The sequence below is a fragment of the Xenorhabdus sp. TS4 genome (genome assembly GCF_014467265.1).
In the GTDB taxonomy this organism is placed as follows: domain Bacteria; phylum Pseudomonadota; class Gammaproteobacteria; order Enterobacterales; family Enterobacteriaceae; genus Xenorhabdus; species Xenorhabdus ehlersii.
Genome location: NZ_NKHQ01000004.1, coordinates 1 through 19,989, shown reverse-complemented (window position 1 = coordinate 19,989; position 19,989 = coordinate 1). Strand labels below are relative to the sequence as shown.

The following is a 19,989-nucleotide window of genomic DNA, read 5'->3' as shown; positions in this document are numbered from 1 at the left end:
AAGTTAGATATTCGATTGAGTTTAATATTGAAGTCACAGGAAAGTATTAAAATTTCAGGTGGCTACTGTATATGAATCTGTAATAAATTGACACAACGAACAGGCTTGGACCACAAATAACCAATAAAAATCTTCTATTTTTGGCTACAGTAGCCATAACTGTAATATGGCAGACCACTTCATCTCATTATACGAGATATTCTATAAAGCCGCTCACTGAACGGCTTGGAATGGTTAACAATTGTAATTATCAATCGTTTTTCTAATTTTCTTTGCGTGCAGGCAATAAAATTACTGACTCACCGCAGCAAACGCCTCCGCAATGCGTTGCACGTTGTGATAATTCACGCCAGCCATGCAAACGCGGCCAGAACCGACCAGATAGACACCAAATTCTTCACGTAATCTATCAACTTGTGCCTGACTGAATCCGGTATAACTGAACATTCCACGCTGTTTCAGTAAATGATCAAAGTTCTTCTCTGGCAGTGCCTGTTGTAGGGCATTTACCAATACTGTCCGCATTTCCAGAATACGCAAGCGCATCCGTTCAACCTCATCCAACCATTGGTTTTTTAATTCGGGGTTACTTAACACCCTAGCAACAATCTGCGCCCCAAAATTTGGAGGGCTGGAGTAAATGCGGCGCACCGCTGCTTTCAATTGTCCCAAGACACACTCAGTTACTTTTGCATCATCACAGATAACCGATAAACCACCAACGCGCTCACCATACAGCGAGAAAATTTTCGAGAATGAGTTGCTGACCAAACAAGGCAGCCCCGCATTTGCCATTGCACGGATTGCGTAAGCATCTTCTTCCATGCCATCGGCAAATCCCTGATAAGCGATATCAAGGAAAGGAAGCAATTCCCGCTCTTTCGCAACCTGAACCACCTGATCCCATTGGTCATTGGTGAGATCAGAACCCGTTGGGTTATGGCAACAAGGATGCATCAAAATAATACTTTTTGTTGGTAATTGCTTGAATGTTGCCAGCATTTCGTCAAATTTTACCCCTTTGGTTTTATCATCAAAATAAGGGTAATAATTCACTTTGATGCCTGCTCCGGCAAAAATAGCGGCATGATTTTCCCACGTCGGATCACTGCACCATACTTCAGAATCAGGGAAATAACGGTGTAAAAAATCAGCCCCTACTTTTAATGCGCCGGAGCCACCCAATGTTTGAATGGTGGCAATACGTTGCTGATTTAACAGTGAGTGCTCTTTGCCAAACAGCAATTCCTGAACTGCCGTGCGATAGGCAAGCAATCCTTCCATTGGGAGGTAAAGAGAAGCAGACTGTGGCAAAGCCTTCATTTGTTCTTCAGCAGTTGCAACAGCCTGCAATTTTGGGGTTATTCCCTGTTCATCGTAATACAGCCCGATGCCCAAATTAATTTTTTCTGTGCGGGGATCGTTTTTAAATTCTTCCATTAACGACAGGATAGGATCGCCCGCGTACGCATCAACATTTTGAAACATGACGTTATATTCCCTGCTACAAGTGATACAAAAGATGAGATAAAAGACAATATAACTTACCCTGATTATTCGTCTAGATATTCCATCGCAACACGTGAGGTCAGTTTCGTAATCAGCTCATATGCGCTGATCCCCGAATGCTCCGCAATTTTTTCAACTGGCAGGGCATTCCCCCAAAGGATAACTTCATCCCCAACTTTATCCTGGCATGTTGGTCCCAGATCCACAGTAATCATATCCATAGATACACGACCAACAAGTGGCACTTCCCGACCATTGATAAATACTGGCGTACCGACAGGTGCACTGCGGGGATAGCCATCACCATATCCCATTGCCACAACGCCAAGACATGTGTCTCGTTCACTGCTCCACGTACCTCCATATCCTACCGCTTCCCCCGCTTTGTGTTTACGTACGGCGATTAAGCTGGATTTGAGTGTCATAGCAGGGAGTAAATTAAAATCGGCAGCGGTTTTATCTGCCATTGGTGAAGCACCATACATCATGATGCCGGGACGAACCCAGTCCAAATGCGCCTTTGGCCATAATAAAATCCCCCCTGATGCAGAGATGGATTTCTCGCCAGCTTTATCCACAATAAATGCCATAAAGCGCTCAATTTGTTGCTGGGTCGTTTCAATTGTAGGCTCATCTGCACGGCTAAAATGACTGATGATATTAACGGGTTGCTCAACATTACGACAGCGGCTCAGACGTTGATAAAATGCATCTGCTTCATCGATCCTGATACCCAGACGGTGCATTCCTGTATCGAGTTTCATCCACACTTTAATCGGATGGGACAAATCCGCCTGCTCCAATATTTCAAGCTGCTCAATGCTATGCACCACGGTTTCAATATGATTGACGACTAAAACGGGGAGATCCGCCGCTTCAAAAAAACCTTCTAATAGCAAGATTGGCTTGACGATCCCGCCACTGCGCAGGGCAAACGCTTCCCCAATACGAGCGACACCAAAGCAATCAGCATCTTCCATTGTGTACGCAGTTTCTAATAAACCATGTCCATAGGCGTTTGCTTTCACAACTGCAATTAGTTTACTATCAGGAGCTTGTACTCTCACCTGTTGCAAATTGTGTCGCAGAGCGCGGCGGTCGATAACAGCAGTTGCCGCTTTCATTCCATCCCCTTTTTATAATTTTTCAGTCAGGTTTGATAATAACAGCCTATCTTCGATGCTGATTATTGAAGTCATTTGAACACGAACGATAGGCACTTGGATTTATTCGTCACTGTAACTCGGCCCAGCATAATTATCGAATCGTGACCATTGACCATTAAATGTCAGCCTTACTGTGCCTATAGGGCCGTTACGCTGTTTACCAAGAATGATTTCCGCCACTCCTTTCAGTTCACTATTATCGTGATAAACCTCGTCACGATAGATAAACATGATCAAATCAGCATCCTGTTCGATAGAGCCTGATTCACGCAGATCAGAGTTAACCGGACGCTTATCGGCTCGCTGTTCCAAACTACGGTTAAGCTGGGAGAGCGCAACAACCGGCACCTGAAGTTCTTTTGCCAGTGCTTTCAGTGAGCGGGATATTTCCGCTATTTCCAGTGTTCGGTTGTCAGATAAAGAAGGTACTCGCATCAATTGCAGGTAGTCGATCATAATCAAACTGAGCCCACCGTGTTCGCGGAAAACTCGTCGCGCACGGGAACGTACTTCTGTTGGCGTCAAACCGGATGAGTCATCGATATACATATTGCGTTTTTCCAGCAAAATTCCCATCGTGCTGGAAATTCGAGCCCAATCCTCATCATCAAGCTGACCAGTACGAATACGTGTTTGGTCTACGCGGGACAGGGACGCCAGCATACGCATCATAATCTGATTGCCTGGCATCTCAAGGCTGAAAATCAAAACAGGCTTATCCTGCATCATTGCCGCGTTTTCACACAGGTTCATCGCAAAAGTCGTTTTACCCATTGAAGGACGCGCCGCTACGATAACTAAATCTGATTTTTGCAATCCTGCTGTTTTCTTATCCAGATCTTGATAGCCGGTAGAAACGCCTGTTACGCCATCATGCGGGCGCTGATAGAGTTGCTCAATTCGTTCAACGGTTTCTTCCAAGATCTGTTCAATGCCTTTCGGGCCCTCGTCTTTATTTGCCCGATTTTCTGCGATCTGGAATACACGTGATTCAGCCAAATCCAACAGCTCTTCGCTGGTTCGCCCTTGTGGATCATATCCTGCATCGGCAATTTCATTGGCTACCGCGATCATATCGCGTACTACCGCACGTTCTCGGACAATATCAGCATAAGCATTGATATTCGCGGCACTTGGGGTATTTTTCGACAATTCAGCAAGATAGGCAAACCCTCCGACATTATCGAGTTCGCCATTCTGTTCAAGAGATTCCGATAATGTGATCAGGTCGATAGGTTTGCCTGTTTCGAGCAAACGCTGCATTTCAGAGAAAATACGCCTGTGTGGTCGGCTAAAAAAGTCATTGCTGGTAACCCGTTCGGATACACTATCCCAACGTTCATTATCCAGCATCAAACCGCCTAACACGGATTGCTCTGCTTCCAAAGAGTGTGGTGGAAGTTTCAGCCCTTCCACTTGGCGATCTTTTGGTTCAGCCATACTGTTGTTAGTTGGTTTTTTTCCAGCCATGTATATCGCATCAATCCACTAAACAAAAAACGAAATAGGGTATCAGTATACGCCATGAAAACAGCCTTGAGTAATTATATATAGTCTGTAATGATTTCAGATACATTAACGCTATTTACAGCTATTTCATTGCAAACGTGCGAGGCTGTTCCCAATATTTCTAACATAATGAGAGAGTTACCATGGCAAAACACATCGAATTATCCGCTATTGGCGGCCCAGAAGTACTCCGATATTGTGAATTTACACCTGCTGACCTTGCTCCCGATGAAGTACAAGTCGCAAACAAAGCTATCGGCATTAATTATATCGATACCTACATACGCAGTGGCTTATATCCACCCGCCAGCCTGCCCTGTGGCTTGGGAACAGAAGCCGCAGGCATTGTCACTAAAGTTGGCTCCAATGTGACATCAATTAAAGTCGGTGATCGTGTGGTTTATGCCCAGTCAGCCTTAGGTGCTTACAGTGAAATACACAACGTTTCTGAAAGTAAATTAGCGCTGTTGCCGGATGAGATCTCGTTCGAACAAGCTGCTGCGTCATTTTTAAAAGGTCTGACTGTTTATTATCTGTTCAATTTAACACATAAGCTCCTGGCAGGAGAAACAATTCTATTTCATGCTGCCGCTGGTGGTGTTGGTTTGATTGCCTGCCAATGGGCAAAAGCATTGGGTGCGAAATTGATTGGCACAGTAGGTTCAGACGAAAAAGCGGCACTCGCCAAAGCAGCAGGAGCATGGCAAACCATCAACTATCGTCGCGAGAATATTGTGGAACGTGTCCTGGCTATTACTGGCGGAGAAAAAGTTGGTGTCGTATACGATTCTGTTGGTAAAGAGACATGGCTGGATTCACTGGATTGCCTGAAACGACAAGGTTTGATGGTCAGTTTTGGTAACGCTTCAGGGCCGGTAACTGGAGTAAATTTGGGTATCCTCAATCAGAAAGGTTCACTGTTTCTCACCCGCCCTTCTCTTAATGACTATATCACCACCCGCGAAGAGTTGGCAGAAGCCAGCAAGACATTGTTTGCTTTAATTGCCAGCGGCAAAATCAATGTGGATGTACCAGAAAACCAGAAATTTCCATTGAGAGAAGCAGTAAGAGCACACCAGACGCTGGAAAACCGTGCAACCCACGGTTCCAACTTATTGATTCCATAATTTCAGACAAAATTCCTGAGCGGATTTACATCCGCTCTGTCACCATTTTCAACGCTTTTTCAACAACCATAATATCAGCGCCCTGCTTATGGGCGTTTTCACTTAAATGACGACGCCACTGACGTGCCCCAGGTATCCCCTGGAAAATGCCTAAAATATGGCGGGTGATATGCCCTAAATAAGTGCCTTTGGATAGTTCTTGTTCGATATAAGGATAAAACGCTTTAACGGCCTCAACCGTATTGGTCACTGGAACTGTTTGGTCGAACAATTCATGATCTACATGTGCCAGAATAGATGGATTTTGGTAGGCCTCTCGCCCAACCATCACACCATCCATATACTGCAAATGTTGTTTGGCTTCTTCCAGTGATTTAATGCCGCCATTAATTGAAAGCGTCAATTGAGGGAAATCCCGTTTCAATTGATAGACTCGCGGGTAATCTAAAGGTGGAATTTCACGGTTTTCTTTCGGGCTTAAACCAGACAGCCACGCTTTACGTGCATGGATAATAAAATTATCGCAATCGCTGTTTTTCACGACAGTATCAATGAAATCACACAGAAACTCGTAGCTATCCTGTTCATCAATTCCGATGCGGGTTTTAACGGTAACAGGAATATCCACTATATCCTGCATTGCTTTAATACAATCAGCTACCAGCGCTGCTTCTCCCATCAGGCAAGCACCAAAACGGCCATTCTGCACACGATCAGAAGGACAACCCACATTCAGATTGATCTCATTATAGCCTCTTTCCTGCACGATCCTAGCACACTGTGCTAATGCCTGAGGATCACTGCCCCCCAATTGCAGTGCCAATGGATGCTCTTGCTCGTTATAGGCCAGATAATCCCCTTTGCCATGAATAATCGCCCCCGTTGTAACCATTTCCGTGTAAAGCAGCGCTTCCTTACTCAATAAACGATGAAAGTAACGACAATGGCGGTCAGTCCAGTCGAGCATGGGCGCAACGGAGAAGCGGGATGATGGGTGCATATCACAAACCTCGTTTAAAAATCAAAAAGATAGCGCCGATATCGCCACTTTATATTCTGGTTTATTTCGGCTTATTCAGCCATTAGGAGATATTAAGGGGGGAGCACAAACTCCCCCCAAATTATCCAAGGCGAGCGATTATACAGAGCGAAAAGGATCGCTTCAAACTCAACCAAAAATGAATACTTGAATTAGCTCCATTCAAAGTGTAGTGACGAGAATTTCTCTTGAATTTCATTAATAAATCGATTTGTACTAGAAAGGCTCCAATTTCGAGCGATGTAGTACCCCTCACCTTGATAATCAAACTCAGGCTCTAACTGAGTGCGATATTTTTTGTATTTATCTCCAGTTCCTTTAATTTCTTCATATTTTTTCAGCAATTGAAACGAACAAGCTTTATTATTTCGGAGATAGCTAAAACCAGACTCATCAATTAATTGATGCTCCTCAAGTGCTTTAACTGTATAAAAACCAATATCTGACTTACGGAATCCTTGCTGGTAAGGTATTCCATTAACATACAGATTAAGTGATGAGTGATCTTTTTCATTGCTAACAACTCTCTTTTCCCGATTTTTATGGCGTACCTTTATCTGGTAATCTACCGCTTCGGGAAGAGGAATAATTTGCTCAACATTCAATAAAAGTTTTTCATTTACTCGAAAAGGTTGAAGACGAACACAAGTTATATCCATTCCTATATCATTCATCCACAAAACCGATGTCGTAATCTCTTTAGAAAAACCAAAAGCAGCTAAAACGATACGTGTTTCTTTAGCAAAATCACTATGCTGTGGAGAGTCCCAGGCCAGAAAATCCAACAACGAACTTTCAGCATCAATATCCTGTCCCGTTTGACTCAAAAATTCCCTGTAGGCACTAACAGCCTGCTCCCACGTTAGATTCGAAACCATAGCTGCGTACCGAATCGCCTGAAGTTCCATATGACCACCATCGTCATCCCGCTTAAGCTCTATGACGACGAGATTGGCAGACTTATCGATACCAAGTAAATCAAGGCGGCGATTAGAACCAACAAAATGACTATATTCTTCTGCAATCACTAATGTATCTGGACTAATGGCTCCAATTTGTGATTTTAAAAGACGCTGAATGTCTTGTCGTTCTTTCAGCTTCTCTGCCTCAAATGAAGTCATTTCAACTTCTATTAACCTATCCTGTGTTAATTCATATATTGCCATGTTTGTACTCATATTATTTTTTTAAATCGTTCCTTTGTGCCATATAGTATACATACCTATCCCTACATGTTATTAATGCAATACACGAATTGCAGTATGGCTACTATCCTCATCCATGACTTCGTCGTCGAGTGAATCTTCCATTTGTTGATCGCGCAATATGGAATTGACCGCATTAGCAAAACCATCTTTCATATATTGTTCCATAAAGATACCTTTCGGGTTTGGCCAAGGTAATTGAGCCATCGGCCAGTCACAATGTTCCTTATAAAACCAAAACGCTTTCAGGCGTCCTTTCGCTGTGTCAAAATTCCGGCTCCAATAGGCATTACCTAACCGATAATTCGTGTGGAATTCATCGAAGCTGCCAAAAATTTCATAAACATAATCGGCTGTTTTTAGTATATTTTTCCACGCCGTTTCTTCACTAATATAGCCCGCAGCAAAACAATTTCGGCTCAAAACAATCGCTCGCCAGAGATCAAATCCCCAAAGTAAAACGGGCGGACGTTCATTAATTGAGCGAGAACATTGCTGTACATATTCCTCTGGCTCTTCAATTAAACTGCCAAGTACCTTAAACATTTCTCCATCGGTAAAAACCGCATCAACCGCAAAACGCTCTGAGTGCATTCCTGCCCATAAGTCATGCAGTACTTTCCAATAATCTTTTTCATTAAGTATTCCCCAATCTGTATAGACTTGAGACTGATGAGGCTCTGCATCAGATAAGGGCAAGATACGGTATTGGTAATTATCGCGAGAAACACGGCTTTTTAAAGGGTAATGTTCTAATGTTTCTGTCCAAAAACCATCGTAATAACAACTAACGATATGCAAACGCAATGCCTGACGCTTTTCTTCCGGCAAAACAGAATACTTTGCCTGTAAGTAATAACGTTTCTGTTCGGTAATAGGGAGATTTTTGATGCGTTGGAAACTGTAAGTGGAGAGATATATACCAAGTAAGCTCAAGCCAATCAAGCTAGCCCAAAGTATATATCCCTTTGAAGATACGTTATTATCATCAAAGATCAGTATCGTTATTCCGGTCGATAATATCCCTAACAAAAGTGTTGCAATATAAAGAGCACTTAAACCAACTGCCTGAATAGGCTTAAGAAATGTCACACTTTTTCTTTCCTTGAGGATATTTTTGATTATCCGAAAACCATTAACAGGAAACCTTCTATTATTCGGGTGGTTTTGCAATAATTCTTTCATTTTTAATCCATTAATTAAGTAAGATGTATTTTGAATTCTTTAATGTTAAAATCTTTTTCTTTCCTAAGTAGAACCATTAGAATAAACTGCTTTTATTATTAATCATTATAAACCATGCCTAATATTAGTAATGGAGAATACTATTTACAGTGTTAATTATGAAGAGTGACATATTCAAACAACATATAATTTTAATTTTCAATATAATTATCCAGATAAATTAACTTAAACCCTCAGATATTATCCAATATTTTCAGTTTTATTTTCTCCGTTTTTCAGCCCATTTTATTGTTCTTATCCACGGATTAATTTTATTTTCAAGTATCCCATCATGACAAGTTAACCACTTTTCTTCACAGGTATGTTACACATCAGACGAGAACTGAACATCATATCGATCCCACTCTCAGGTTAAAAAACATGATAACATTAAAGTCATTAGCATCGTGTTAGGTGTGAGAGGTGTAATGAAAACTATCAATCAAAAAAAGTTACTGGCACAGGCTGAAACAATCTGCCTGTCAAGAGGGGTTCGTTTGACACCTCAACGCCTTGAAATTCTTCGTTTAATCACTGAACAGCCTAGCGCGATAAGCGCTTATGATTTGCTGGATTTATTGCGTGAAGTCGAGCCACAAGCCAAGCCTCCAACCGTTTATCGTGGATTGGAGTTTCTGCTTGAACAAGGTTTTATTCACAAAATAGAATCTACAAATAGCTATGTGCTTTGCCATCATTTTGAAGAGCCATACCATACTTCGGCAATGTTTATCTGTGAATTTTGTGGTTCAGTAACCGAAAAGGATGCAAAGGATATTGAATCAGCTATTCAACAGTTAGCGCAAGGTACGGGATTTCATTTGCGAAATAGCGTGATAGAAGTGCATGGCATGTGTTCTTCCTGCCATGAGATTGAATCCTGTACAGAGCGCGATATATGCCAGCACAATCATTCGGTTGAAGAAAATAAAAAGAAATAAGAAAAAACACTCGAAGCCAAATTGGGCAATGAGGCGGTCATAGCTAATATAATCTTATATTTTTCAAGTTCCCGTTAAACTTAAGTTTAACGGGTTCTGGGAAAAATGACCGCCCCAGAATGGCAAACTGCAATTATCCGCCTTTACAATCAGAACCAGTCCCCGCTACGAATAACGCCGACTGCCAATCCTTCAATAGTGAAATTCTGCTCGCTCAAATCAACAACAATGGGTTTAAATTCCGGATTTTCAGCAATCAGTTCAATTTTATTTCCTGTTTGTTTGAAGCGTTTTACTGTGACTTCATCTTCAATGCGCGCCACAATGACTTGCCCATTATGAACATCCTGTGTTTTATGTACAGCCAGTAAATCTCCGTCCATAATCCCAATGTCTTTCATGGACATCCCACTGACACGTAACAGAAAGTCAGCGCTTGGTTTGAATAATTCAGGATCAACCTTATAGTGACTTTCGATGTGTTCCTGAGCCAGTAGTGGTTCCCCAGCAGCAACACGACCGATCAACGGCAATCCTGCCCCTTCATCTTCTTCAAGCAGCAAACGGATACCTCTGGACGCACCAGAGATAATCTCTATCACCCCTTTACGCGCAAGTGCCTTTAAATGCTCTTCTGCTGCGTTAGGTGAACGAAAACCAAGTCGCGCTGCAATTTCAGCACGTGTTGGTGGCATACCCGTTTGCGAAATATGATCACGCACCAAGTCATAGACTTGCTGCTGCCTGGCAGTTAATGCTTTCATTTCGCCCCCTGTTTGTTTATACAGTCAGACTGTGAGTATATACAGGTAAAGTCGAATTGGGAACCTGTCAGCATGTAAAAGCAGCTAAATAACGTATCTGATGAAAACACACACTACCTCAGTGCATAAAATGCGACCAAAAGATCATTCCCCAAATAAACAACGCCAAAAGTATGGTAAGCAACACAGCTGCAGACCCCATATCTTTCGCTCGACCTGATAATTCATGATATTCACTACCGACGCGATCCACGACTGCTTCTATGGCACTATTGAGGATTTCGACAATGACCACCAGCATAACAGAGCCAATCAGGAGGAGTCTCTCATGTAAGCCAAAATCTAAAGAAAATGCAATAATGATCGCAAGTATGGCAGCAATTGCTTCCTGCCGAAATGCCGCTTCATTTTGCCATGCAGCCTTGATTCCTTTCACCGAATACCCAGCCGCTTTAATGATACGGCTTAAACCTGTTGATTGATTTGCCATAAAAATTTCTTTAATGAACTTCATGATTGTATGGATATATAACTTTTAGCTCTTATTATTGTCTTATTTACACAGATCTCAAAACTTGTTTCTGGTATCCTTGCGATGCATTGCTAACAAGAGGCTTAAAGCAGTTATGTCAGGTTGGCGTAAAATATATTATAAGTTATTGAATTTACCACTAAAATTATTAGTAAAAAGTAAACTAATCCCTACGGATCCTATTGCAGAACTGCGTCTTGATACGACTCGGCCTATTTTGTATATACTGCCGTATCGATCAAAAACAGACTTATTGACTCTACGTCAACAATGTCTGGCGCAAGATCTGCCCGATCCGTTGAACCCTTTGGAAATTGGTGATACACAGCTTCCCAGTTGTGTCTTTATCGATAATGGTCCACGTGTGTTCCGTTGTTATGCGCCAAAACATGAATCTGTGAGAATTTTCCACTCTTATCTGGACTTGCATCACAATAATCCCGATCTGGATATCCAGATGGTGCCCGTTTCCGTCATGTTTGGCCGTTCCCCAGGACGCGAAGGGCAAGAAGGGCATACAACCCCACAATTACGCTTGCTAAATGGCGTGCAGAAGTTTTTTGCGATCTTATGGCTTGGACGGGATAGTTTTGTCCGTTTCTCCACACCTGTGTCTTTACGCCGTATGGCCGACGAGCATGGTACAGATAATATCATCGCCAATAAACTCGCCCGTGTGGCTCGGATGCACTATTCCCGCCAGCGTCTTGCGGCGGTTGGGCCTCGTTTGCCTGCCAGACAGGATCTGTTCAACAAGTTACTGACATCAAAAGCAATAGAAAAAGCGATTGCTGATGAAGCCCGTAGCAAGAAAATCTCTCCCGAAAAGGCAAAGCAGAACGCCATCAATATGTTGGAAGAGATTGCTGCAAATTTCTCCTATGAAACCGTACGCTTGACCGATCGGGTTTTAAGTTGGACCTGGAACCGTTTGTATCAAGGCATCAATGTTCATAACGCCGAACGAGTTCGCCAGTTGGCACAGGATGGTCATGAACTGGTTTATGTTCCATGCCATCGCAGCCATATGGACTATCTTCTGCTCTCTTATGTGCTCTATCACCAAGGGCTGGTTCCACCACACATTGCTGCGGGCATTAACCTGAATTTCTGGCCTGCTGGTCCGATATTCCGTCGTCTTGGTGCGTTCTTTATCCGCCGTACGTTTAAAGGCAATAAGCTCTATTCAACCATCTTTCGTGAATACCTCGGTGAGTTGTTTACCCGCGGTTATTCGGTTGAATACTTTGTCGAAGGAGGACGCTCCCGTACTGGTCGTTTGCTTGATCCCAAAACGGGGACGCTCTCCATGACCTTGCAAGCTATGCTGCGGGGAGAATCTCGTCCAATCACGATTGTGCCGATCTATATCGGTTATGAACATGTGATGGAAGTGGCAACATATGCCAAAGAGCTGCGCGGTGCAACCAAGGAAAAAGAAGGCTTTTTCCAGATGGTTCGAGGGTTGCGCAAATTACGTAATCTGGGACAAGGTTACGTGAATTTTGGTGAACCGATCCCGTTGACACAATACCTGAATCAGCATGTACCAGAGTGGCGTGATTCCATTGATCCAATAGAATCTCAGCGTCCAACATGGCTGACGCCAACAGTCAGTAAACTGGCTGACAATATTATGGTCAATATCAATAATGCTGCCGCCGCTAATGCTATTAATTTATGCACTACAGCATTGTTGTCATCACGTCAGCGAGCACTTACTCGTGAACAACTTATTGAGCAGTTGGATTGCTATCTGCAATTACTGCGTAATGTGCCTTACACTGACGATATCACAGTGCCAAACCAAACCGCAGAAGAGTTGTTAGATCATGCTCTTATGATGAATAAGTTTGAAGTCGAGAAAGATAGTCTGGGAGATATTATTATCCTGCCACGTGAAAGCGCGGTATTGATGACTTATTATCGTAATAATATCCAGCACTTATTGATCCTGCCATCCCTGATTACCAGTATTATTATGCATCACCGCCGCATTAGTCGCAGTGAATTGCTCAGACAGGTAGCGTTGATTTATCCGCTGATCAAGCAGGAACTTTTCATGCGTTACAGCAAAGAAACACTCCCTGACGTCGTCAATACCTTGATTGATGAGCTGGCACGCCAAGGCCTTATCTGCAACAAAGAGCAAGGAATGCTGGTGCTAAATCCTGCGCGTATTCGCCCACTGCAATTGCTGGCAGCTGGCATCAGGGAAACGCTGCAACGTTATGCCATTACACTCTCTTTGTTGAATGCCACACCTGAAATCAGCCGTGGTGTACTGGAAAAAGAGAGCCGGATGCTGGCACAACGTCTGTCAGTTCTGCATGGCATCAATGCGCCGGAGTTCTTCGACAAGGCAGTTTTTGCTTGTTCGGTCAATACGCTGCGCGAAGAAAGTTATATTCAAGACAGCGGCGATATGATTACAACCAGTGCCCAGGAACTCTATCATGTATTGAGTGAGCTGATGTCACCTGAAATTCGCTTGACGATTGAAAGTGTTAGTATGCCACCAGAACAAAATGAACCTGCACAGGTAACACAAGAACAGCAATAACGACACCAAACAGGTCAGAAATTAACGGGCGGATTACCGCCCGTTATATTAAAGCTACACCCTATTAGACATAGCTAAAAAAAACGCCGAGGAATAGAACTAAACCGACATAGTTGTTGTTCATAAACGCTTGAAAACAGCCAGACCTTTCCCTATTTGTGAGCAATTTATGCTGATAAACGAATAGTGCTGTTGCCAATAATACCGTCCAATAATATATTCCCCCCAGATTCACCATCCCGCCAACTAAAACCAAAATGCCCAGCATGATGAATTGCAGAATGCCAATGATTAGTTTATCAAAACGTCCGAAAAGTACGGCTGTCGATTTCACCCCGATTTTCAAGTCATCGTCACGATCAACCATTGCATACTGCGTATCATAAATTACAGACCAAATGATGTTGGCTAAAAATAATAGCCAGCATTCTAAAGGTAAAGATTCACTGACTGCGGCAAACGCCATAGGAATTGACCAGCCGTAAGCAGCACCTAACACAACTTGTGGCAAGTGACTAACGCGCTTGACAAAAGGGTAAACCCACGCCAGTGCCAGCCCAACGACTGACAATGCAATCGTCATTTTATTCAGTGTCAGAACCAGTGCGAAAGAAATGAGTATCAGTGTGGCAAACAAGATTTTGCTTTCTTTTTCGGTAATATCGCCACTGGGAAGAGGACGAGATTTTGTCCGTTCTACATACCCATCAAATTTTCTGTCTGCGAAATCATTAATGCAACATCCCGCAGCACGCATAAAAAACACACCGAGAGTAAATACTAACCCTATGTGCAAATCTGGCATACCTTTTGCGGCAATCCACAATGCCCAATATGTTGGCCATAATAGTAATAATGTGCCAATGGGTTTATCGATACGCATTAAACGGCAATAAGCATGCCATTTATCCCGCGTCATACTGACCTTCAATCTATTTCTCCCCTTTAGTTCTGTTGATCTTAATTCTATTTATATACAGGTGAATTCAGTAAAAAAACCTCTGTGAGCAGCAGTGGCTTACCCGACAACCTCAATAAAGAACGGCGTGCCCAACGATCCCCCTGTCGGCCTATTTGAATATAATCCCGTGTTAAATTATTACCACTAAAAAGATAACGTCCAAGTGGAACAGTGCCTACATCAACCAATTTTCTATCTGGGCCAGTGAGTGTTTCCCCAGGAATAACTGTATGTCCCAAAAGCCACGGGATATTATCCCCATACAAGACAATTTCACGTAACCAATATTTTTCACTTACAGGTAAGTGCTCACTTTCATCATTTAACTCTGCCAGAGTGATAAAACCTTCCCGGAAAGGAGCAACCGATACCTGCTGACAATGTTGTTCAAAGCGACGTGTCATTGAGCCTACTTCCATCAGCCAACCTAAAACAGATTCAGGCAGAAGGTCAGTCTCATTTGATGATAACCAGTGGATGGGGGTTGAATTTAATATTGTGTCATCTGCCATATCATTTTCCCATTGCGGGGAATATCAATTTCCCCGACAGCACAACGAATGGGGAGTGAGGATATCATGTTGCAGACCAATAAAATTAAAAGTTGATAACAAATTATGTAAATCACAAAAAAACTCACCTTAATAACAACAGTTATTAAGGTGAGAAAAGATTAGATAATATGAAAGTTCAGATTAACGCCACGCTTTGAATTGATTAATCAGGCCATTTGTGGAGCTGTCATGGCTAGTTACAGCTTCTGCGTCGTGCAGTTCAGGCAGGATGCGGTTCGCCAATTGTTTGCCCAATTCTACGCCCCACTGATCAAATGAGAAGATATTCAGAATGGCGCCTTGAACAAAGATTTTATGTTCATACATCGCAATTAATGCTCCCAGACTGAATGGGGTAATTTCACGTAATAAAATGGAGTTGGTCGGGCGATTACCTTCAAACACTTTGAATGGCACAACATTCGCCACGTCTTCAGCATTTTTTCCTGCTTGTGCAAATTCAGCTTCCACTTGAGCCTGTGTTTTACCAAATGCCAATGCTTCCGTTTGTGCAAAGAAGTTGGAGAGCAGTTTGCTATGGTGATCGCTCACTGGATTATGGCTCATTGCTGGTGCAATAAAATCACACGGGATCAATTTAGTTCCCTGATGGATAAGCTGGTAGAACGCATGTTGACCATTGGTGCCAGGCTCACCCCAGATAATCGGTCCTGTCTGGTAATTTACCGGATTGCCATCACGATCGACGTACTTACCATTTGATTCCATGTTGCCTTGTTGGAAGTAGGCTGCAAAACGGTGCATGTATTGATCATAGGGCAGAATCGCTTCAGTTTCTGCACCAAAGAAATTGTTGTACCAGATGCCGATCAGTGCCAGCAAAACAGGTATGTTCTGCTCGAAGGTAGTTTGCTCAAAATGTTTATCCATTGCATGAGCGCCGCTCAGCAGCTGTTCGAAATTTTCATAACCAATGGAAAGCGCAATAGATAAGCCAATTGCAGACCAGAGCGAATAGCGTCCCCCTACCCAATCCCAAAACTCAAACATGTTTTGGGTATCGATACCAAATTTTTTCACTTCATGTTCATTGGTAGATAATGCCGCAAAATGTTTCGCGATATGCGCTTCATCAATAGCACTTTGCAGGAACCAATGACGGGCAGAATGCGCGTTAGTCATCGTTTCTTGCGTAGTAAACGTCTTAGAAGCAACCAAGAACAAGGTAGTTTCTGGATCCAAGTTCTTTAGCGTTTCGGCAATGTGGGTTCCATCAACATTAGAAACAAAATGCATATTCAGGTGATTCTTATACGCTTTCAGTGCCTCAGTCACCATATAAGGGCCAAGATCAGAGCCACCAATGCCAATATTGACGACATCTGTAATGGCTTTGCCTGTATAGCCTCTCCACTCGCCACCGATGATACGTTCACTGAATGATTTCATTTTCGCCAGCACCGCATTGACTTGCGGCATCACATCTTCCCCATCCACCATAATCGGGGTATTACTACGGTTACGTAGGGCAATATGCAGCACCGCACGATCTTCAGTACGATTGATTTTCTCACCAGAGAACATACTGCGAATTGCGCTGGCTAAATCAGTTTCTTGCGCCAATGCTTGTAATTTCTCCAGTGTTTCTGCGGTAATGCGGTTTTTGGCGTAATCCACCAGAATTTGCTGATCAAATGTCGCAGAAAATGCCGTAAATCGTTTTTTATCCTGTTCAAACAGATCCCGCAAATGCACATTTTTCATTTGCTCAAAATGCTGTTGCAATGCTTTCCAGGCTTCGGTCTGGCTGGGGTTGATGCTTTTCATGAATAATGCTCTCTATCAACTGTCAATAACAATAGGAATGCACAGATTGTAACGGCTTAATTCTGTGATTAATCTCCTTTTCCTTGTAATTACTGATATTGGTCAAAATAGTTCATGATTTCCAGTCTTAATTGTTGAGATAGGCAAAAACGATAATTTCCTTTCCATCATGAAAATTATTTATGCTTCATCGTCAAACATTGACTCCGTACGCCTAACCCGATATTTCTAAAAGCCTATTCTCTGAACTATTCTCCGAACAAAAGGTTATCATCCATGTGTGCTGTTTCATCTCCTAACTCGCAGTATGTAGTAGCAAAATTTGGTGGTACTAGTGTGGCAGATTTTGATGCCATGAATAATTGCGCCGACATTATTTTGGCGGACACAAATGTCCGTGTGATCGTTCTGTCAGCGTCCGCGGGCGTAACCAATTTGCTGGTTGCATTAGCAGCTGGCTGCGAGAGTGACAAACGGGAGAACTACCTAAAACAGATCCGTGACATTCAATACGCCATTATTGACCGATTGAATGAAGCCGATGTGATCCGTGAGGAAATTGATCGTCTGCTGGAAAATATTGAGATGCTGTCAGAAGCAGCATCGCTCGCTACTTCAGAAGCATTAACAGATGAATTGGTTAGCCATGGCGAAGTCATGTCCACCTTATTGTTTGTAGAGTTGCTACGTCAACGCAATATGGGCGCCGAATGGTTTGATATTCGTCGGATCATGCGAACCAATGATAACTTTGGGCGGGCAGAGCCAAATATACTCCAGATCCATACTTTGACAATGGAACACCTTCATCCTCGCCTGAACGATACAATCGTCATCACTCAGGGGTTTATTGGCAGAGAAGAAAAAGGTCGTACAACTACGCTGGGGCGAGGTGGCAGTGATTATACCGCAGCCTTACTGGGTGAAGCACTTGGTTTACAGCGTGTGGATATCTGGACAGATGTTCCAGGCATCTACACTACTGATCCCCGTATTGTTCCTACAGCCAAACGCATCAATAAAATTGCTTTTGATGAAGCAGCAGAAATGGCAACCTTCGGTGCCAAAATCCTCCATCCTGCCACACTACTACCGGCTGTTCGCTGTGGTATTCCGGTATTTGTCGGCTCCAGCAAAGAACCACAGGCAGGCGGTACAGTAGTCTGTGATAAAACAGGAAATCCCCCACTGTTTCGTGCATTGGCCTTGCGCCGCAAACAAACTTTACTGACATTACATAGCCTAAAAATGCTACATGCCAGGGGCTTTCTGGCAGAAGTTTTTACCCTACTGTCACGCCACAATATTTCAGTAGATTTGATTACCACATCAGAAGTCAGTATCGCCCTGACGCTGGATACCAAAGGTTCCACCAGCACTAATGGCAACCTGCTGACCAATGCGTTACTAACTGAACTTTCTAAATTGTGCCGTGTGGAAGTCGAAGAAGATATGGCTTTGGTGGCGATTATCGGTAATGAACTTTCACGGGCAAAAGGCTTGGGAAAAGGGATTTTTGGCGTGTTGGAACCATTTAATATTCGTATGATTAGCTGTGGTGCAAGCAGCCATAATGTCTGTCTGCTCGTTCCTGGTAACGATGCGGAACAAGTCATTCAGACATTGCATCAGAGTTTGTTCGAAGAATAACAAAATAAAGTCAAACATCGTGCCAGAAAACCCGTATAAGAAGCGGGTTTTCTTGATCTTGCAAAGAGGATAGTTAAGCAACCCACAACACATCGGATGTGTTTTTCCCCTCTTTATCAGCCATAATAAGAAAACGAAAATAAATTCCATTTTGTGTCTATCGCAGCTCCTATTGCTGCAAACAGACTATTACTCAGAGGGAATCTTATGAGCACAGCCGTTGCTAGCAAACGCACAAAAAAGACTAAGATGACGACAAACAGTACCGCTGCAAACGGTCAGGTTCAATCTTTAAGCCGAGGGCTGACACTTTTGGAATATATTTCCGATTCGCCTGTTGGTGTTACCTTGACTGATCTGGCGATACAAGCCGGTCTACCCAACTCCACTACTCACCGTCTTTTGACCACCTTGCAGCAACATGGTTTTGTCCGCCAGATAGGTGATTTAGGGTTATGGGTGATCGCTTCCCATGCTTTTGTCGTTGGTAGTAGTTTCTTACAGAGCCGTAATCTGATGGTGCTGGTTCATCCAATATTACGTCAATTAATGGAAGATTCCGGTGAAACCGTCAACCTAGCCATCCTAAATCTTGATGAATATGAAGCCGTGATTGTCGATCAAGTGCAGTGTAATGCGCTGATGAGAATGTCCGCGCCTATTGGCGGTAAGCTACCGATGCACGCTTCCGGCGCTGGAAAAGCTTTATTGTCTACCCTATCTGAACAAAAACTCCTCCAATTGCTACATAAAAAAGGGATGCACGCTTATACCCAACATACCTGTACCACCGCCGCAGCATTAACAGAAAATCTCCAACAGATCCGCAAGCAAGGTTTTTCATTTGATGATGAAGAACATGCGTTAGGATTGCGCTGTATTGCTGCCTGTATCTATGATGAACATCATGAAGCCTTTGCCGCTATTTCCATCTCCGGCCCAGTATCACGTATCTCTAATGATCGAGTAACTGAACTTGGTGCTCTTGTTATGCGGGCAGCAAAAGCAATTAGCCGAGAATACGGTGGAATTAAGTAATTTTTGCTAAGATCCCGGCTAAAAAGCTGATTTGTTTTGTTCCCGCTGGGCCAATGACCAGTGGGCTGCCAAACAAAGAAAAAGTTCGTATTCGCCAGCTTTATGTTGAAGGTAAAGTTGACCGCCAAACGCTACTGGAAGCTGAAGCAGCCTCCTATCACAGTGTAAGAACCTGCTCTTTTTACGGCACCGCCAATTCCAACCAAATGGTGATAGAAATCATGGGACTACATTTACCAGGCGCTTCTTTTGTCCACCCCGCCCCCCATTACGTGGGCGTTAAATGATGCCGCGGAGTGGCATTAGTCATTCGAACAGCAGGTTGTGATATCAATTTATTGATCATGTATAATCTTTCTATTTGGAGAACATTCAAATGGCAAAGATTGATGTAACCTGCCCCGCTTGTCGTGCGTTTA

The 19,989-nt window shown here is 43.2% G+C and carries 16 protein-coding genes and 1 pseudogene; 6 read left to right on the top strand and 11 right to left on the bottom strand.

Annotated features, from left to right (window positions below; translation table 11 throughout):
• Nucleotides 1-291 precede the first annotated feature (291 nt).
• The 3 genes from Xets_RS03395 to dnaB form a co-directional block, all read right to left on the bottom strand.
• Complete coding sequence (locus Xets_RS03395; RefSeq protein WP_187651146.1) at nt 292-1,488, bottom strand: amino acid aminotransferase; 1,197 nt, start codon at nt 1,486-1,488, stop codon at nt 292-294.
• A gap of 65 nt (nt 1,489-1,553) precedes the next feature.
• Nucleotides 1,554-2,633, bottom strand: a complete 1,080-nt coding sequence (gene alr / locus Xets_RS03390) for an alanine racemase (RefSeq protein ID WP_099131491.1) — start codon at nt 2,631-2,633, stop codon at nt 1,554-1,556.
• Nucleotides 2,634-2,735: 102 nt separating this feature from the next.
• Nucleotides 2,736-4,145, bottom strand: a complete 1,410-nt coding sequence (dnaB, locus tag Xets_RS03385; protein ID WP_099131490.1) for a replicative DNA helicase — start codon at nt 4,143-4,145, stop codon at nt 2,736-2,738.
• A gap of 182 nt (nt 4,146-4,327) precedes the next feature.
• Here dnaB and Xets_RS03380 point away from each other — a divergent pair, with 182 nt between their 5' ends.
• Nucleotides 4,328-5,311 carry a quinone oxidoreductase gene (locus tag Xets_RS03380; protein ID WP_187651145.1) on the top strand — a complete coding sequence of 328 codons (984 nt, stop codon included), beginning with the start codon at nt 4,328-4,330 and terminating at the stop codon, nt 5,309-5,311.
• Between the two features lie 25 nt (nt 5,312-5,336).
• On the opposite strand, the gene dusA is transcribed toward Xets_RS03380, so the two are convergent.
• From dusA to Xets_RS03365, 3 genes are all read right to left on the bottom strand, one after another.
• Nucleotides 5,337-6,311, bottom strand: coding sequence for a tRNA dihydrouridine(20/20a) synthase DusA (gene dusA, locus Xets_RS03375; RefSeq protein WP_187651144.1), 975 nt, complete (start codon nt 6,309-6,311; stop codon nt 5,337-5,339).
• 191 nt (nt 6,312-6,502) lie between these two features.
• Nucleotides 6,503-7,516 carry a hypothetical protein gene (locus Xets_RS03370; RefSeq protein ID WP_099131487.1) on the bottom strand — a complete coding sequence of 338 codons (1,014 nt, stop codon included), beginning with the start codon at nt 7,514-7,516 and terminating at the stop codon, nt 6,503-6,505.
• A gap of 72 nt (nt 7,517-7,588) precedes the next feature.
• Complete coding sequence (locus Xets_RS03365; RefSeq protein WP_244208843.1) at nt 7,589-8,647, bottom strand: DUF1266 domain-containing protein; 1,059 nt, start codon at nt 8,645-8,647, stop codon at nt 7,589-7,591.
• A 560-nt stretch (nt 8,648-9,207) separates the two neighbouring features.
• Here Xets_RS03365 and zur point away from each other — a divergent pair.
• Nucleotides 9,208-9,720 (top strand): zinc uptake transcriptional repressor Zur, encoded by a 513-nt coding sequence (zur, locus tag Xets_RS03360; protein WP_099131485.1) that lies wholly within the window; start codon nt 9,208-9,210, stop codon nt 9,718-9,720.
• 149 nt (nt 9,721-9,869) lie between these two features.
• Here zur and lexA read toward each other — a convergent pair whose 3' ends face one another.
• Together lexA and Xets_RS03350 are read right to left on the bottom strand one after the other, a co-directional pair.
• Nucleotides 9,870-10,484, bottom strand: a complete 615-nt coding sequence (lexA, locus tag Xets_RS03355) for a transcriptional repressor LexA (protein WP_099131484.1) — start codon at nt 10,482-10,484, stop codon at nt 9,870-9,872.
• 118 nt (nt 10,485-10,602) lie between these two features.
• Complete coding sequence (locus Xets_RS03350) at nt 10,603-10,974, bottom strand: diacylglycerol kinase (RefSeq protein WP_099131483.1); 372 nt, start codon at nt 10,972-10,974, stop codon at nt 10,603-10,605.
• Between the two features lie 136 nt (nt 10,975-11,110).
• Between Xets_RS03350 and plsB the strand changes: the two genes are divergently transcribed.
• Complete coding sequence (plsB, locus tag Xets_RS03345; protein WP_099131482.1) at nt 11,111-13,579, top strand: glycerol-3-phosphate 1-O-acyltransferase PlsB; 2,469 nt, start codon at nt 11,111-11,113, stop codon at nt 13,577-13,579.
• 64 nt (nt 13,580-13,643) lie between these two features.
• Here the strand turns inward: plsB and ubiA are convergent, their stop codons facing one another.
• From ubiA to pgi, 3 genes are all read right to left on the bottom strand, one after another.
• Nucleotides 13,644-14,498 carry a 4-hydroxybenzoate octaprenyltransferase gene (gene ubiA, locus Xets_RS03340; protein ID WP_099131481.1) on the bottom strand — a complete coding sequence of 285 codons (855 nt, stop codon included), beginning with the start codon at nt 14,496-14,498 and terminating at the stop codon, nt 13,644-13,646.
• Between the two features lie 47 nt (nt 14,499-14,545).
• Nucleotides 14,546-15,052 carry a chorismate lyase gene (ubiC, locus tag Xets_RS03335; RefSeq protein ID WP_099131480.1) on the bottom strand — a complete coding sequence of 169 codons (507 nt, stop codon included), beginning with the start codon at nt 15,050-15,052 and terminating at the stop codon, nt 14,546-14,548.
• A 183-nt stretch (nt 15,053-15,235) separates the two neighbouring features.
• Complete coding sequence (pgi, locus tag Xets_RS03330) at nt 15,236-16,882, bottom strand: glucose-6-phosphate isomerase (protein WP_099131479.1); 1,647 nt, start codon at nt 16,880-16,882, stop codon at nt 15,236-15,238.
• 276 nt (nt 16,883-17,158) lie between these two features.
• Between pgi and lysC the strand changes: the two genes are divergently transcribed.
• The 3 genes and pseudogenes from lysC to Xets_RS03315 all read left to right on the top strand — a co-directional run.
• Nucleotides 17,159-18,532, top strand: a complete 1,374-nt coding sequence (gene lysC / locus Xets_RS03325) for a lysine-sensitive aspartokinase 3 (RefSeq protein ID WP_099131478.1) — start codon at nt 17,159-17,161, stop codon at nt 18,530-18,532.
• A 207-nt stretch (nt 18,533-18,739) separates the two neighbouring features.
• Nucleotides 18,740-19,570, top strand: a complete 831-nt coding sequence (iclR, locus tag Xets_RS03320) for a glyoxylate bypass operon transcriptional repressor IclR (protein ID WP_187651143.1) — start codon at nt 18,740-18,742, stop codon at nt 19,568-19,570.
• A 32-nt stretch (nt 19,571-19,602) separates the two neighbouring features.
• Nucleotides 19,603-19,830, top strand: a pseudogene (locus Xets_RS03315) (dihydroxy-acid dehydratase); the annotation flags it as partial.
• Between the last annotated feature and the right edge of the window lie 159 nt (nt 19,831-19,989).